Annotated in this window: 14 protein-coding genes; 10 read left to right on the plus strand and 4 right to left on the minus strand. The window is 73.9% G+C overall.

Annotated elements, in window-relative coordinates:
- The 4 genes from AB0B48_RS27555 to AB0B48_RS27570 form a co-directional block, all read left to right on the plus strand.
- The coding region (locus tag AB0B48_RS27555; RefSeq protein WP_357206545.1) for a hypothetical protein at nt 1-223 on the plus strand (223 nt) is incomplete at its 5' end.
- A 2-nt stretch (nt 224-225) separates the two neighbouring features.
- Entirely contained in the window at nt 226-1,923 is a 1,698-nt protein-coding gene (gene lnt, locus AB0B48_RS27560; protein ID WP_357206566.1) for an apolipoprotein N-acyltransferase, read from the plus strand.
- A gap of 55 nt (nt 1,924-1,978) precedes the next feature.
- On the plus strand, nt 1,979-2,767 hold the full coding sequence (locus tag AB0B48_RS27565; protein ID WP_357206568.1) for a polyprenol monophosphomannose synthase: 789 nt from the start codon (nt 1,979-1,981) through the stop codon (nt 2,765-2,767).
- A 92-nt stretch (nt 2,768-2,859) separates the two neighbouring features.
- Nucleotides 2,860-3,378, plus strand: coding sequence for an FxsA family protein (locus AB0B48_RS27570; protein WP_355007467.1), 519 nt, complete (start codon nt 2,860-2,862; stop codon nt 3,376-3,378).
- Between the two features lie 75 nt (nt 3,379-3,453).
- Here the strand turns inward: AB0B48_RS27570 and AB0B48_RS27575 are convergent, their stop codons facing one another.
- The 3 genes from AB0B48_RS27575 to AB0B48_RS27585 all read right to left on the minus strand — a co-directional run bounded on the left by AB0B48_RS27575 (nt 3,454) and on the right by AB0B48_RS27585 (nt 6,557).
- Nucleotides 3,454-3,795, minus strand: a complete 342-nt coding sequence (locus AB0B48_RS27575; protein ID WP_091398247.1) for an RNA polymerase-binding protein RbpA — start codon at nt 3,793-3,795, stop codon at nt 3,454-3,456.
- 231 nt (nt 3,796-4,026) lie between these two features.
- On the minus strand, nt 4,027-5,181 hold the full coding sequence (locus AB0B48_RS27580; protein ID WP_357206548.1) for a hypothetical protein: 1,155 nt from the start codon (nt 5,179-5,181) through the stop codon (nt 4,027-4,029).
- A 26-nt stretch (nt 5,182-5,207) separates the two neighbouring features.
- A complete protein-coding gene (locus tag AB0B48_RS27585; RefSeq protein WP_357206550.1) occupies nt 5,208-6,557 on the minus strand; it encodes an MFS transporter in 1,350 nt (449 codons plus the stop codon).
- A gap of 57 nt (nt 6,558-6,614) precedes the next feature.
- Between AB0B48_RS27585 and AB0B48_RS27590 the strand changes: the two genes are divergently transcribed.
- The 3 genes from AB0B48_RS27590 to AB0B48_RS27600 are packed head-to-tail and all read left to right on the plus strand — an operon-like array spanning nt 6,615 to nt 9,467.
- Nucleotides 6,615-7,262, plus strand: a complete 648-nt coding sequence (locus AB0B48_RS27590; protein ID WP_357206552.1) for a TetR/AcrR family transcriptional regulator — start codon at nt 6,615-6,617, stop codon at nt 7,260-7,262.
- 55 nt (nt 7,263-7,317) lie between these two features.
- Nucleotides 7,318-8,649 (plus strand): NAD(P)-binding domain-containing protein, encoded by a 1,332-nt coding sequence (locus AB0B48_RS27595; RefSeq protein ID WP_357206554.1) that lies wholly within the window; start codon nt 7,318-7,320, stop codon nt 8,647-8,649.
- Nucleotides 8,646-9,467: an SDR family NAD(P)-dependent oxidoreductase gene (locus tag AB0B48_RS27600; protein ID WP_357206556.1), complete on the plus strand. Its 822-nt coding sequence runs from the start codon at nt 8,646-8,648 to the stop codon at nt 9,465-9,467. The genes AB0B48_RS27595 and AB0B48_RS27600 overlap by 4 nt, the downstream gene beginning before the upstream one ends.
- 9 nt (nt 9,468-9,476) lie before the next feature.
- Here the strand turns inward: AB0B48_RS27600 and AB0B48_RS27605 are convergent, their stop codons facing one another.
- The gene (locus AB0B48_RS27605; protein ID WP_357206558.1) at nt 9,477-10,127 is read right to left on the minus strand and encodes a LysE family translocator; all 651 of its coding nucleotides are present in this window, start codon (nt 10,125-10,127) and stop codon (nt 9,477-9,479) included.
- A 229-nt stretch (nt 10,128-10,356) separates the two neighbouring features.
- On the opposite strand from AB0B48_RS27605, the gene AB0B48_RS27610 reads away from it, so the two are divergent.
- The 3 genes from AB0B48_RS27610 (at nt 10,357) to AB0B48_RS27620 (ending at nt 12,862) form a co-directional block, all read left to right on the plus strand.
- Entirely contained in the window at nt 10,357-10,845 is a 489-nt protein-coding gene (locus tag AB0B48_RS27610) for a DUF1992 domain-containing protein (RefSeq protein WP_357206560.1), read from the plus strand.
- Between the two features lie 32 nt (nt 10,846-10,877).
- Nucleotides 10,878-11,420 (plus strand): GNAT family N-acetyltransferase, encoded by a 543-nt coding sequence (locus AB0B48_RS27615; RefSeq protein ID WP_357206562.1) that lies wholly within the window; start codon nt 10,878-10,880, stop codon nt 11,418-11,420.
- 152 nt (nt 11,421-11,572) lie between these two features.
- A complete protein-coding gene (locus tag AB0B48_RS27620; RefSeq protein WP_357206564.1) occupies nt 11,573-12,862 on the plus strand; it encodes an MFS transporter in 1,290 nt (429 codons plus the stop codon).
- The last annotated feature ends 99 nt before the right edge of the window (nt 12,863-12,961 follow it).

Consider the following 12,961-nt stretch of genomic DNA (forward strand, 5'->3'; position numbering starts at 1 on the left):
CAAGGGCGAGGGGGACGCGCCCGGCGACGACTTCACCTGGTCGCGGATCGCCGGCTTCGATGCGCTCGTCAGGGCCGGCGATCTTGCGGTTTGTGTCGTTGATGTGGGCGGGAATGCCCCTTGTGTCGGCACCGGAAGTGCAAGATCGGCGAACAGGGGGCCCGGCCAGCGGGACCGTCAGGCGGGTAGCCTTCGCCGGGTGATCGAGGTGAAGCTGCGGTGACGATGCTGGACCGGGATGAGACACCCGCCCCCACGGTGATCAGCGTCCCTGCCGTCGTGGGTCGGCCCCTGCCGCTGCGGGTCGCCGTGCCCCTGGCCGTGGCCGCCGGGCTGGCCCTGCTGGTGGCGTTCCCCCCGTACGGGGTGTGGCCGCTCGCGCCGGTCGGGGTGGCGTTGCTGGCCGCCGCCGCGCACCGGCGGCGGTTGCGCGCCGGCGCCGGTTTGGGCTTCCTGACCGGGTTGGCGTTCTTCGCCCCGCTGCTGGCCTGGACGAACCTGCACACCGGCTACCTGCCGTGGGTGCTGCTGACGCTGCTGCAGGCCGGCTACGTGGCGTTGCTGGGCACCGCCACCGCCTGGGTGTCGCCGCTGGTCGACCGGGCCCGCTGGGCGTGGCCGGCGCTGACCGGGCTGCTCTGGGTCGGGCAGGAGGCGTTGCGCGACCGCACCCCGTTCGGCGGGTTCCCGTGGGGGCGGTTGGCGTTCAGCCAGGACGACTCGCCGCTGCTGCGGCTGGCCGCGCTGGGCGGCGCCCCGTTGGTCACCTTCGTCGTGGCCCTCATCGGCGGGTTGCTGGTCACCGCCGTCTGGCGGGGCTGGGTCACCGCCCAGCACCACGCACCCGAGCCCACCACCACGGCGAGCGACGCCGTGCCGGGCGCTGACAGCCCGCTGGACGGCCCCGCACGCGCCGGGGGTGCCGCGGGGCGTCGCTGGGCGCCGGTGGCTGTACCGGCCGTCGTGGCCGTCGCGCTGACCGCCGGGGCGCTGCTGGTGCCGGTCGCCTCCGCCGGGTCCGGCGCGGACGTGACAGTGGCGATCGTGCAGGGCAACGTGCCCCGGCTGGGCCTGGACTTCAACGCCCAACGGCAGGCGGTGCTCAACAACCACGTCGACGCCACCATCGAACTGGCCGAGCGGGTCGCCTCCGGGCAACAGCGGCGACCCGACCTGGTGGTGTGGCCGGAGAACTCCAGCGACATCGACCCGCTACGCAACCCCACCGCCGGGGCGCGCATCTCCCAGGCCGCCGACACCATCGGCGCGCCGATCCTGGTCGGCGCGGTGCTGCTGGGCCCCGACGCGGGGCAGGTCCGCAACGCGGGCATCCTGTGGCACCCCGGCACCGGCGCGGACCTCGAGCAGCTGTACACGAAACGCCACCCGGTGCCGTTCGCCGAGTACGTGCCGTTGCGCGACGTGGCCCGGATGGTCAGCAAGAAGGTCGACCTGATCCGCAACGACTTCGTGCCCGGAAGCACCCCGGGCGTGGTACGCGCCGGCCCCACCGTGCTCGGTGACGTGATCTGCTTCGAGGTCGCCTACGACGAGGTGGTCCGCGACACCGTCACCGGCGGCGCGCAACTGCTGGTGGTGCAGACCAACAACGCCACCTTCGACGTGGCAGAGGCCCGCCAGCAGATGGCCATGGTGCGGCTGCGGGCGGTGGAGCACGGACGGCCGGCGTTGATGGCCTCAACGGTCGGGGTGTCCGGGTTCGTCGCACCCGACGGGCGGGTAAGCGATGCCACCGGGTTCAACACCCGGGAGGTCGTGGTGCGGCAGTTGCGGCTCGACGACGGACGCACCCTCGCCACCCGCGTCGGCTGGTGGCCCGAGGTGGCGCTCGCCGCGCTGGCCGCGGCGGCCCTGGTCGGCGCGGCGGTGCTGCGCCGGCGGCAGCGGGTCAGGCCCGGATAGCAACAGCCGGTACGCCGGCGGGAGCGGAGGAACCGTGATCCAGGCGACCGATACGATCCGACGCACGGACGAGGTGCCCGGAGTGGGCCGGGTACTGGTGGTGATCCCCACCTACAACGAGGCCGACAACATCGCCGTGATCGTGGGCCGGGTCCGGCGGGCCGCCCCGGCGGTGCGGATCCTCATCGCCGACGACAACAGCCCCGACGGCACCGGCGCGATCGCCGACGCCCTCGCCGACGGCGACGCGCACGTGCAGGTGCTGCACCGCCAGGGCAAGGAGGGCCTCGGCGCGGCGTACCTGGCCGGTTTCGGGTGGGCGCGCGAGCGTGGCTACCAGGCGGTCGTGGAGATGGACGCCGACGGCTCGCACGCCCCGGAGGACCTTCCGGCGCTGCTGGACGCCGCCCGCGACGCCGACGTGGTGATCGGCTCCCGGTGGACCAGCGGCGCGCGGGTGCTCAACTGGCCGCTGCGACGGCTGTTGCTGTCACGCGGCGGCAACCTGTACGCGCGCCTGGCGCTGGGCATGCCCGTCTCGGACGCCACCGGCGGTTACCGGGTGTACCGGATCAGCGCGTTGGACGCCATCGACCTGGAGTCGGTGACCTCGCAGGGCTACTCGTTCCAGGTGGAACTGTCGCGGCTGGCGCACCGGGCCGGGGTACGGATCGTGGAGGTCCCGATCACCTTCGCCGAGCGGGAGCGCGGCGACAGCAAGATGAGCCCGAAGATCGTGGCCGAGGCGCTGTGGCGGATCACCGCCTGGGGGGTGCGCGACCGGCGCCAGGCGGTACGCCGGGGCCTGCACGGCACCGCCACCGGCCAGGCGCGGTGGCCGTGAGCGGGTCGGGCACGGTGGCCGTGGGCGCGGCCGTGTCATGCTGGATGAGCGGAACACGTCCGTGGTGTCCGCAGGAATGGCGATGAGGTGAGATGCGCCGAGGACTGAGGTTCGTACCGTTGGCCCTGTTGCTGGCGGTGGTGCTGGAGCTGGCGGTGTTCGTCGGCGTGGGACGGGCGCTGGGGTTCGGCGCGGCGGTGTTGCTGGTGTTCGCCGCGTCCCTGCTGGGGTTGGTCCTGCTGCGCCGCGAGGGGATGCGCGCCTGGCGTGGGTTCCGGGCCGCGGCGTCGGCCGGGCAACCCCCGGGTGGGCAGGTGACCGACGGGCTGGTCGGGCTGGCCGGGGCACTGTTGCTGGCGGTGCCCGGCCTGGTCAGTGGGCTGGTCGGGTTGCTGCTGCTGGTGCCGCCGGTGCGTCGACTGGCCCGCGTCGGGGTGCGCCGCGCCACCGAGCGGCGGGTGTCGTCGATGGTCGCCGGTGACCTGTTCGGGCCCCGCACGGTGCGGGTGCGCCAGGGTGCGCCGCAACCGACACCGCAGCCGGAACAGCCCGTGGTGGTCGACGGCGGTCGCGCCATCGAGGGCGAGATCGTCGAACCCGGCCGGCACTGACACCACGCCACACGCAGACACGACGGCGCCCCCGGGGAAAACCCCCGGGGGCGCTGTCGTCGTACGTCGTGCGGCTCAGGCGCGGCCGCGGCGGGTCCGAACTTCCTGCAGGCGTTCCTCCAGGATGTCCTCCAGCTCGGCGATGGAACGCCGCTCCAGAAGCATGTCCCAGTGGGTACGCGGCGGCTTGGCCTTCTTCTGCTCCGGCTCGTTGCCGTCGACGAGTCGGGCGACGCTGCCGTCGAACTTGCATTCCCAGGTCGTCGGGACCTCGGCGTCGACGGCGAACGGCACCTCGAACTGGTGGCCCTTGGCGCAGAGGTACTCGCGGGTCTGACGCGGCGCGAGCTCCGTGTTGCGGTCGGATTCATAGCTCACCGCGCCAAGGCGGCTTCCGCGCAGCATACGCTCGCCCATGATCGACTTCCCCTCGTTCGTGGTGCTGGTCTTCTGGGTGTAACGGTGCGTCCCCGTCGAGCCATTCCCGCCCGAGGGCGTGAGGCGTCCACGGGTGGGCCGGGACCAAGGGTAGCCGGCCGGGACGCTCACCCGGTGAGGTGATCCCCAGGCGGGTCGGGACGACGGTGCGTGTCCGCTGCCACCGGGGTGGTTAACCGCTTGAGCCTACCGAAGGTTGCGCCACGATCGTCAGGTGGCGTCCTTCGCAGTGGTGGCGCCGAGGCGGGCCAGCGCCAACGCCAGGTCGCTGACCTGGTCACCGAGCTGCGCCACCCGCCGCTGCGCGAGATCCCGATCGGTCTCGGCGGCGTCGAGTCGTACCGTCAGGGCGGTGCGGTGACCCTCGGCGGTCGCCGCGGCCTGCCGGGCCACGGTCAGCTCGGCGGTGAGCGTGTCGCGCTGGGCGGCCAGGGCCGCCACCTCCGCGCGCAGCCGCGCCGCGACCTCGGCGGCTTCCTGCCGGGCGTCGTCGGCCTGCCGGGCGGCGACCTCGGCGCGGTCGCGGGCCCGGTCGGCCTGCTCGCGCGCCCGGGCGGCGTCGGCGGCCTCGGCGCGGGTCCGCGCCGCGTCGGCGCGCGACTGCTCGATCTGGCGCCGGACGTCCTGCACCTCGGCCTGCCACCGCCCGGCCCGCTCGGTCGCCTCGGCGGCGGCCCGGCTGGCCCGTTCGGCCTCGGCGCGCAGCGCGTCGCGTTCCACGCTCAGGTCGGCCACCCGCTGCCGTTCGGCGTCGCGCTCCGTGCGCAGGTCCCGCGCCTCGGCGCGGGCCTGGTCGCGGTCGCGTTCGGCCTGGGCGCGCAGCGCCTCGGCGGCGCTGGCGTCGTGGCGCGCCTGGTCGCGGGCGGCCTCGGCGTGCTGTGCCCGCTCGTCGGCGGCGGTGCTCTGCCGCTGGGCCAGCTCGGCGCGCTGGCGGGCGTCGTCGGCCTCGGCGCGGGCCTCGCGGGCCTGCTCGCGGGCGCGCGCCGCGTCGGCCGCCGCGTTCTCGGCGTCGTCGCGGGCCTCGTCGCGTTCGGTCTGCGCCGCCGCGATCTCGCTGGCGGCCTCCGCGCGGACCTGCGCGAGCTGTCGCTGCACTCCCACCGGGGACAACTCGGCGTGCAGCGACTCGGTCAACGTCTCGACGATCTGGTCGAGCCGATCCACCGCCTCCCAGGTGCGGGCCACCTGCCCGGGCAGACCGGGGGCGTTGCGGTGGCGCATCCGGCTGTTGCGCGAGGCGCGCTGGCAGGCGCCGTCGTTGTCGCGGCAGTAGCGAAACGGTCGACCCGCGCCGACACGCTGCGGCACCGGTGCTCCACAGTGGGCGCACGGGCGGGTCTCGGTGGTGCTGGGCTGGGCGTCCATCGAGGGCGAAGTCTAGTGCCGGCCGATCAGCTCGCCGCCCGGGCCGTCGCGTCCAGGGTGTAGCGGCGTTGCAGCAGCACCGCCGCCAGCATCGCCACCGCCGGCAGCAACCCGAAGCCGTAGCGGACCGCCGCGAGCGCGGCGTCGGGCTGCACCGGCGACTCACCGGCCGTCGAGGCCACGAAACCACCCACGGTCAGGCACAGCGCGTACGCGTACGGGCCCAGGGCCGCGCCGGTGGCCTCGGTGGCCGTCCACACCCCGGTGTAGGTGCCGGCCCCGGTGCCGCCGGCGTTGCGGATCACGTCGGGCAGCATCGAGAACGGCAACAGCTGCATGCCGGCGAACGCCACCCCGAGCACCGCCACCGCGCCGATGAGCACCGGCAGGCCGGCCGGTCGGCCCACCGCCAGCACCAGCGAGCCGATCGCGAACGCGCCCTGCGCGCCGAGCAGCGCCCGCTGCTTGCCGACGCGTCGGGCCACCACCAGCCAGGCCGGGGTGACCAGCAGCGCCGGCGCCACGAACGCGGCCACCAGCACCGTGGTCAGGCCGGGGGCGCGCAGCTCGTACTCGGCGTAGTAGGGCACCCCGGCGAGCACCAGGTGGGTGGTGGTGGACATCGCCAGGTACGCGGCGACCAGCCACCGGAACTGCCTGTCGCGCAGCGCCGTGCGCAACGCCCGCCACCCGCCGTGCCCGGGCGCGGTGCTGGCCGGCGCGGACCCGCGCAGCCGGGCGATGCCGGCGACACCGACCAGCATGGCCACCAGCATCCCCACGGCCAGGACCACGCCCATCCGCTGGTAGCCGCCCCGCGTCGCGGCGTCGCCGCCGGTGAGCAGCGGGGCCAGCAGCCCGGAGACCAGGATGCCCAGGGTCAGCACCACCATCCGGAACGCCATCAACCTGGTGCGTTCGTCATAACCGATGCGCAGGTCGGCCGGGGTGGCCAGGTAGGGGACCTGGTAGGCGGCGAAGAGCAGGTTGCCGGCGATGAAGAACACCGCCACCCACGCGGCGGCCGGCGTGCCGGTCAGGCCGCCGGGCACCGCGAAGAGCGCGGCGAACGCGACCGGCAGGGCGCAGCCGATCAGCAGCAGGCGACGACGGTCGCCGCGTCGGGTCTGCTCGACGTCGGCGCGGTGCCCCACCCACGGGTGCAGCAGCACGTCGGCGACCTTCGGCAGCAGCAGCGCCAGGCCGGCCAGCCACGGCGCGACGGCCAGCACGTCGGTGAGGAAGTAGAGCAGCAGCAGGCCGGGCACTGTCACCCAGACGCCCATGCCGAGCGAGCCGGCCGCGAATCCCGCCAGGGGGCCGCGTGGCAGTGTCGTTTCGGTGGCGGCCGCGGGCCGCCGGTCCAGCCCGGTCATCGCCGCATCCTCTCCGCAATCCAACGGTCGCTGGATTCTAGGGGCAGAATGGCGGCCATGACCATGCCCCGCCGCCGCCCGGGTCGGCCCCGCCGCGACGAGACCCGGCCGACCCGCGAGGTGGTGCTCACCGCGGCGACCGCGCTCTTCGCCGAGCGGGGCTTCGACGCCGTCGGGCTGCGGGAGGTCGCCGCCGCCGCCGGCGTCGACGTCGCCACTGTCGCGCACCACACGGGTACGAAGGCAGCGCTCTACGACGCGTGCTTCGCCCGGGTGTTCGCCGCCGAGCGGGACGTGCTGACCGAGGCCGCCGAGCAGGCCCGTGCCGCTCTCGACGCGGGTCCGGACGCGGCGCGACGGGCCCTGCACGAGCTGGTCGACGTCTTCGTCGACTTTCTGGAGGACCGCCCCGAGACCACCGCGCTGTGGTTGCGCCGCTGGTTGGAACCGCAGCGGCACGCCGAGTTGGACCAGCGTTACGCCGACCCGTTGTACCGGCTGGTCGCGGAGCTGCTCACCGCCGCCGCGGCGACCGGCGCGCTGGCCGAGCCGACCCCGCACATCACCGTGCGCAGTCTGGTGTGGGCGACGCACGGGCATGTGGTGGCGCTGGCCGCGGGCGCGCCCGGCGCTCGGGAACGGCGCGAGTTCCGGGTGTTCGTGCATCGCCTGCTCGACGGGCTCTATGGATCTCCGACCCCTTGACGGGCCGCCGCCACGCGACGATTATCCATCAGACGTTGGATTAATGGGGGCGGCAATGGGCGTACCACCTCGGGTGGCGGTGATCGGGGCTGGCGCCGCCGGGCTCGCCGCGGTCAAGGCACTGCGCGACGTCGACGTGGCAACGGTGGGTTTCGAGGCCGCCGAGCAGGTCGGTGGCCTCTGGGTGTACGGGGCGCCCGACTCGCCCGCGTACCGCACGCTGCACCTCAACACCAGCCGTGGTCGCACCCAGTTCGCCGACCACCCGATGCCGACCGACTGGCCCGACTACCCCGACCACAGTCGTGTCGCCGGTTACCTCGCCGACTACGCCGCGCGCTTCGGCCTCGCCGACAGCATCCGGCTGGGGCACACAGTGCAGCGGGTCACCCAGCACCCCGACGGCACCTGGACGGTGGCCGCCAGCGGCCCGACGGGCCCGGTCGAGGTCACCGTCGACGCTGTGGTCGTCGCCAACGGGCACAACCGGGTGCCCCGCCTCCCCGACCCCGGCTACCCCGGCACCTGCACCGCCGAGCAGATCCACAGCCACGACTACCGGGGTCCGGAGCAGTTGGCCGGCCGGCGGGTCCTGGTCGTCGGCGGCGGCAACTCCGCGATGGACATCGCCGTCGACGCGTCGTACGCCGCCACCCGCACCCTGCTGTCGCTGCGCCGAGGCGTCTGGGTGGTACCGAAGTACCTGCTGGGACGACCCTCGGACACCCTCAACGGGGCGTTGGCCCGCCGACTGCCGTGGCGTCTGCGCCAACGCATCACCCAGACGATGCTGAGCGCCACCGTCGGCAACCCCAGCCGCTACGGGCTGCCCGCGCCGACGCACGGCTTCCTGCAGGACCACCCGACGCTCTCCGACGGGTTGCTGTCGCGGCTGACCCACGGTGACGTCGAGGCCCGACCCGGCGTCGCCGCCCTCGACGGCGACCGGGTGGAGTTCACCGACGGCCGCAGCGACACCGTCGACCTGATCATCTGGTGCACCGGCTACCGGGTGGATATCCCGTTTCTCGACCCGGCGTTGCTCGCCGGAGGCGCCGACACCCTGCCGCTGTACCGGCACGTGTTCCACCCCGACGCCCCCGGGCTGAGCTTCGTCGGGTTGATGCAGTCCACCGGCTCCGCCTTCCCCCTGGTCGAGGCGCAGGCCAAGCTGATCGCGGCGCACCTCGCCGGCCGGTACGCGCTGCCGGACCCGGCCCGACAGCGCGCCGCGTGCCGGGCCGAACTGCGGGCCGCGACCGCCCGCTGGGGTCAGCGCCGCCCGGCGATGCGGGTGGACTTCGACGTCTACCTGGCCGAGCTGGCCCGGGAGTTGAGCGTCGGGACCCGCCGTGCCCGCCCCACCCCGAGCGGAGCCGGGCGGTGACGAGATCGCTGACCGGTCGGCGGGTGCTGGTCACCGGGGCGAGCGGGACCTTTGGCCGCCACCTCGGCGCCGCGCTGAGCGCTGCCGGCGCCCGGGTGGTCGGGCTCGACCTGCACGCCCGTTCCGACGGCGACGTGCCGGTGCTGGCCTGCGACCTGACCGACCCGGACGCCGTACCGGCGGGGGTGCGGGCCGCCGTCGACCGGCTCGGCGGGCTCGACCTGCTGATCAACAACGCCGGTGTCGGTGGTCCCGCGCCGGCCGAGTTGCCGCCCGACGAGGTGGTCCGTCAGCAGTTGGAGGTCAACCTGCTCGCCGCCTGGCGTACCACCGCCGCCGCGCTGCCGCCACTGCTCACCGCACGCGGACGGGTGATCTTCGTGGCCAGCCGGATGGCGGTGCTGCCGCTGCCGCTCGCCGCCGCGTACGGGGTGAGCAAACGGGCCCTGGTCGCCTACGCCGACGCGCTGCGCCACGAGGTGGGCACCCACGTCGGGGTCAGCGTCGTCTACCCGAGCATGGTCGCCTCACCGATCCACGACAGCACCGCCGAGGCCGGGCTGTCCCTGCGAGGGGTGTCGCGCCCCGAGCCCGTCGAAGGAGTGGTCGCGGCGATCCTGCGGACCGCCACCGCCCGGCGGGCGCCCCGGGACGTGGCGACCACCGCACGCGGTCGGCTGGAGATGGCCGTCGGCCGGCACGCGCCCGCGCTGGCCGACCGGCTGGTACGCCGTACCCTCGCCGCCCGGCTCGCCGCCGGTGACCTGGACGCCGCGCCGCTGGCCGCGGGGATGCTCGACCGCCACCGGGAGCGCTGACCGCCCGGGTCAGGGCGTGGCGACGGCAGCGCGCGAGCGGTCGGCGGCGATGCGAACAGCCAGCGCCGCGAGCGCGGTGCCGGTGACCCACCGTTGCACCCGCAACCACACCGGCCGGCGGGCGAAGAACCCCGCGAGGGCGCCGGCGCTGAGCACGATCAGCGCGTTCACGCTCAGCGCCACGACGATCTGGGTCAGACCGAGCAGCAGGCTCTGCGTGGCCACGTGCCCCCGCGTCGGGTCGATGACCTGCGGTAGCAGCGATACGTAGAGGATCGCGATCTTCGGGTTGAGCAGGTTGGTGACCAGGCCCATGGTGAACAGCCGCCGGGGCGGGTCCGGTGGCAGCGGCGCGGGACGGAACGGTGACTGCCCACCCGGGCGCAGCGTCCGCCAGGCCAGCCAGAGCAGGTAGCCGGCGCCGGCCAGCTTCACCACCGCGTACAGCGTCGGCACCAGGACGAAGACGGTGGCCAGGCCGGCGACCGCCGCCACCAGGTAGACGCCGAAGCCGGCGGCGACCCCGAGCAGCGAGATGAGCCCGGCACGGCGGCCCTGCGCCACCGAGCGGGAGACCAGATAGACCATGTTCGGGCCGGGCGTGAGCACCAGCCCCAACGCCACCAGCGCGATGCCCAGCAGTGCACCCGTACTCACCATGACGCTTCCCCCGTCCGATGGATCCCTCACCGACCGTAATCGGGCTGAACGTCCCCACCCAGGGCCACCTGACAGGCCGTGGCCTGCGATCCGCAGTGATCCACTCGCGTTCGGCGCGACGGCAGCACCGTCGGCGGGAATGCTCACCGTCGCGGGCGTGCTGACCCCTGGCAAGGGCGTGTCGCCGGTCGCAGGCGGCGCGTTACGGTGGCCAGGGAGGTGCCGCACGGTGACCGAGGCGTGGAAAGCGTCAGTGGAGGCGAAGATCCAGGATGCCGTTCAGCGCGGCGAGTTCGACCGCCTGCCCGGCATGGGAAAGCCGATCCCCGGTCGGGGGGCGCCGTATGACGAGGCGTGGTGGATCAAGAGCTTCCTGGAGCGCGAGGCGCTCCCCAGTGACCTGCTCCTGCCCACGTCGCTGCAACTGCGCCGACGCATCGAGCAGGTCCCCGACGAAGTCCGTGACCTGCCCACCGAACAGTCCGTCCGCGACTTCGTGGGACAGCTGAACGCGCAGATCGTGGCGTGGCTGCGCTTCCCCGACGACGGCCCCCGGGTCGCGGTACGCCCGGTGAACACCGAGGACGTGATCCGCCGCTGGCGCGCCGAACGTGCCCGCCCCAAGGTCACCACAACCGTCACCGAAGCGGCGGACGTACCGGCGCCCGCGCGCCGACCCCGGCGTAGCTGGTGGCGGCGGTGGCGCCGTCGGGGCTGACCGCCGGGCCACCGCCACGGCAGACTGTGCCGATGCTGATCGAATCGCGGTCACCCGACACGCCCTCGACGCCGGGTGTCGCCCTGCGTCAGTGGTGCGCCGACGACCTGGATGAGCTGGTGCGGGCGTACCGGGATCCGGTCCTGCGCCGCTGGACCAGAGCTCCGGTGACCAACGCCGCTGAGGCCCGACGGTGGCTGGAAGGCGCGCTGCGCGACTGGGCCGACGGGCGGCGGTACACCTTCGCCGTCGTCGAAGAGCAGGCCGACGGCGCCCGGCTGGTGGGCAACGTGGTGCTCAAGGGGGTCACGGCGGAGCGCCCAGCCCCGGAGGTCGGCTACTGGACGGCGTCATGGGCACGCGGCCGTGGCGTCGCCCCGCGTGCGGTCACCGCGCTGAGCCGCTGGGCGTTCGACCGGTTCCCCGACGTGGTGCGTCTTGACCTGCTGCACCAGGTGGACAACGTGGCGTCCTGCCGGGTGGCGCAGAAGTGCGGCTTCGTGTTCCAGGAGGTGTTGCCGGCCCGGCCGCCCTTCCCGCTCGACGGCCACCGGCACTCGCTGCACGCCGGCTAGCACTGTCGACACCTCCCGCGTCGACCGTCCGTACCTGTCGCGAACGGACCCGAACAGGTCCGAACGCTCGTTCCCGGCCGCGACCACGCGAACGCGGATACGGTCTGCGCCGAGCGCCCAGACGACCGCCGGCGCGGGAGGGGCAGGGCGACGTGACCGAGCGCGCCGCGACGTACGCCGAGGTGTTCGCGGTGCGCGAGTACCGCCACCTGTTCGGTGCGTACCTGCTGTCCCTGGCCGGTGACCAGCTCACGGCCGTGACCGTGGCCTATCTCGTGTTCAGCCAGACTGGCTCGGCCGCACTGGCGGCGGCCGCCTACGCCAGTTCCTACCTGGCCTGGCTCACCGGTGGACCGCTGCTGTCCGGTCTCGCCGACCGGTTCCCCCGGCGAAGCGTGATGATCGCGTGCGACCTGGCCCGCGCGGCGCTCATCCCGCTGGCGGCGCTGCCGGCTCTCCCCGCGCCGGCCCTGGTGGTGCTCCTGTTCGTGGTCAACCTGATGCGGCCACCGTTCGTGGCGGCGCGGGCGGCATTGATGCCGGAAGTGCTCGACGACGACCGCTACGCGGTGGCCAACGGCGTGGACAACATCTGCGCCCAGGTGGTGCAGGTGGTCGGTTTCGCCGTCGGCGGGAGTCTGGTGGCGTTGCTGTCGCTGCGCGGGGCCCTGCTGGTGGACGCCGGAACGTTCCTGGTCTCGGCTCTGCTGATCGGGATCGGCGTGCGTTCCCGCGCGGCACCTCGAACGCGGTCGGCCCCGGCGGGCCATGGCCGGGCGGTCGGTCTGCGGGTGATCTTCGCCGATTCGCGGCTGCGGTCCTACGTTCTGGTCCTGTGGATGGCCAGTGCCTTCACCTACGCGGCCGAGGGGTTGATGGCGCCGCTGGCCCGACAGTACGGCGGCGGCGCCGGCACCGTCGGGCTGTTGCTGGCGGCGGCGCCGTTGGGGATGTCCCTCGGTGGGGTCGCGCTCACCCGGTTCTGTCCACCGGCGGCCCGGCCACGGCTCATCCTGCCGCTGGCCGCGATGTCGGCCGGCGTGCTGACGGTGGCCTGGTTGGTCCCTCCGCTGTGGATGATGCTCCTGCTGTTGGTGCTGGCCGGAGCCGCGAGCGCCTTCGCCATCCCCTTGAACGCGTTGTTCGGCCGGGCGGTGCCGACGCAGTACCGGGGACGCGCGTTCGGGGTGGCCATCACCGGCCTCAGTGGGCTCCAGGGAACGGCCATGGTCCTCGCGGGTCTGGGCGCCGACCGGTGGCCGGCCACCACGGTGATCGGTTTCAGCGGATTGTCGGGGCTGGTGGCTGTTCTCGCTGTCGTGCCGCTGTGGTCACGGCGACCCGACTCCAGAGCTGTGACGTCCGAGTGCCCGGTCGAACAAGCCCGAACGACTTCGAACGCCGACATCCCTACCGCCGAAGCAGGCAGTGGCCGACTCTGAGGTCACCTGGCGGGCACGGGGGCCGTCACCGAGGGGAGAGGAGAAGGGCATGCGCAGCGTTCGTAACCGTGGCATCAGCTGGACCTGACCCTGACGCTC

The organism is Micromonospora sp. NPDC049089 (assembly GCF_040648775.1).
Classification (GTDB): Bacteria; Actinomycetota; Actinomycetes; order Mycobacteriales; family Micromonosporaceae; genus Micromonospora.

Bases quoted from the DNA above. Each gene is read 5' to 3' on its own strand.
- lnt (WP_357206566.1), top strand. From the start codon at position 226: ATGCTGGACCGGGATGAGACACCCGCCCCCACGGTGATCAGCGTCCCT.
- AB0B48_RS27570 (WP_355007467.1), top strand. From the start codon at position 2,860: ATGCGCCGAGGACTGAGGTTCGTACCGTTGGCCCTGTTGCTGGCGGTG.
- AB0B48_RS27575 (WP_091398247.1), bottom strand. From the start codon at position 3,795: ATGGGCGAGCGTATGCTGCGCGGAAGCCGCCTTGGCGCGGTGAGCTAT.
- AB0B48_RS27580 (WP_357206548.1), bottom strand. From the start codon at position 5,181: ATGGACGCCCAGCCCAGCACCACCGAGACCCGCCCGTGCGCCCACTGT.
- AB0B48_RS27585 (WP_357206550.1), bottom strand. From the start codon at position 6,557: ATGACCGGGCTGGACCGGCGGCCCGCGGCCGCCACCGAAACGACACTG.
- AB0B48_RS27590 (WP_357206552.1), top strand. From the start codon at position 6,615: ATGACCATGCCCCGCCGCCGCCCGGGTCGGCCCCGCCGCGACGAGACC.
- AB0B48_RS27595 (WP_357206554.1), top strand. From the start codon at position 7,318: ATGGGCGTACCACCTCGGGTGGCGGTGATCGGGGCTGGCGCCGCCGGG.
- AB0B48_RS27605 (WP_357206558.1), bottom strand. From the start codon at position 10,127: ATGGTGAGTACGGGTGCACTGCTGGGCATCGCGCTGGTGGCGTTGGGG.
- AB0B48_RS27615 (WP_357206562.1), top strand. From the start codon at position 10,878: ATGCTGATCGAATCGCGGTCACCCGACACGCCCTCGACGCCGGGTGTC.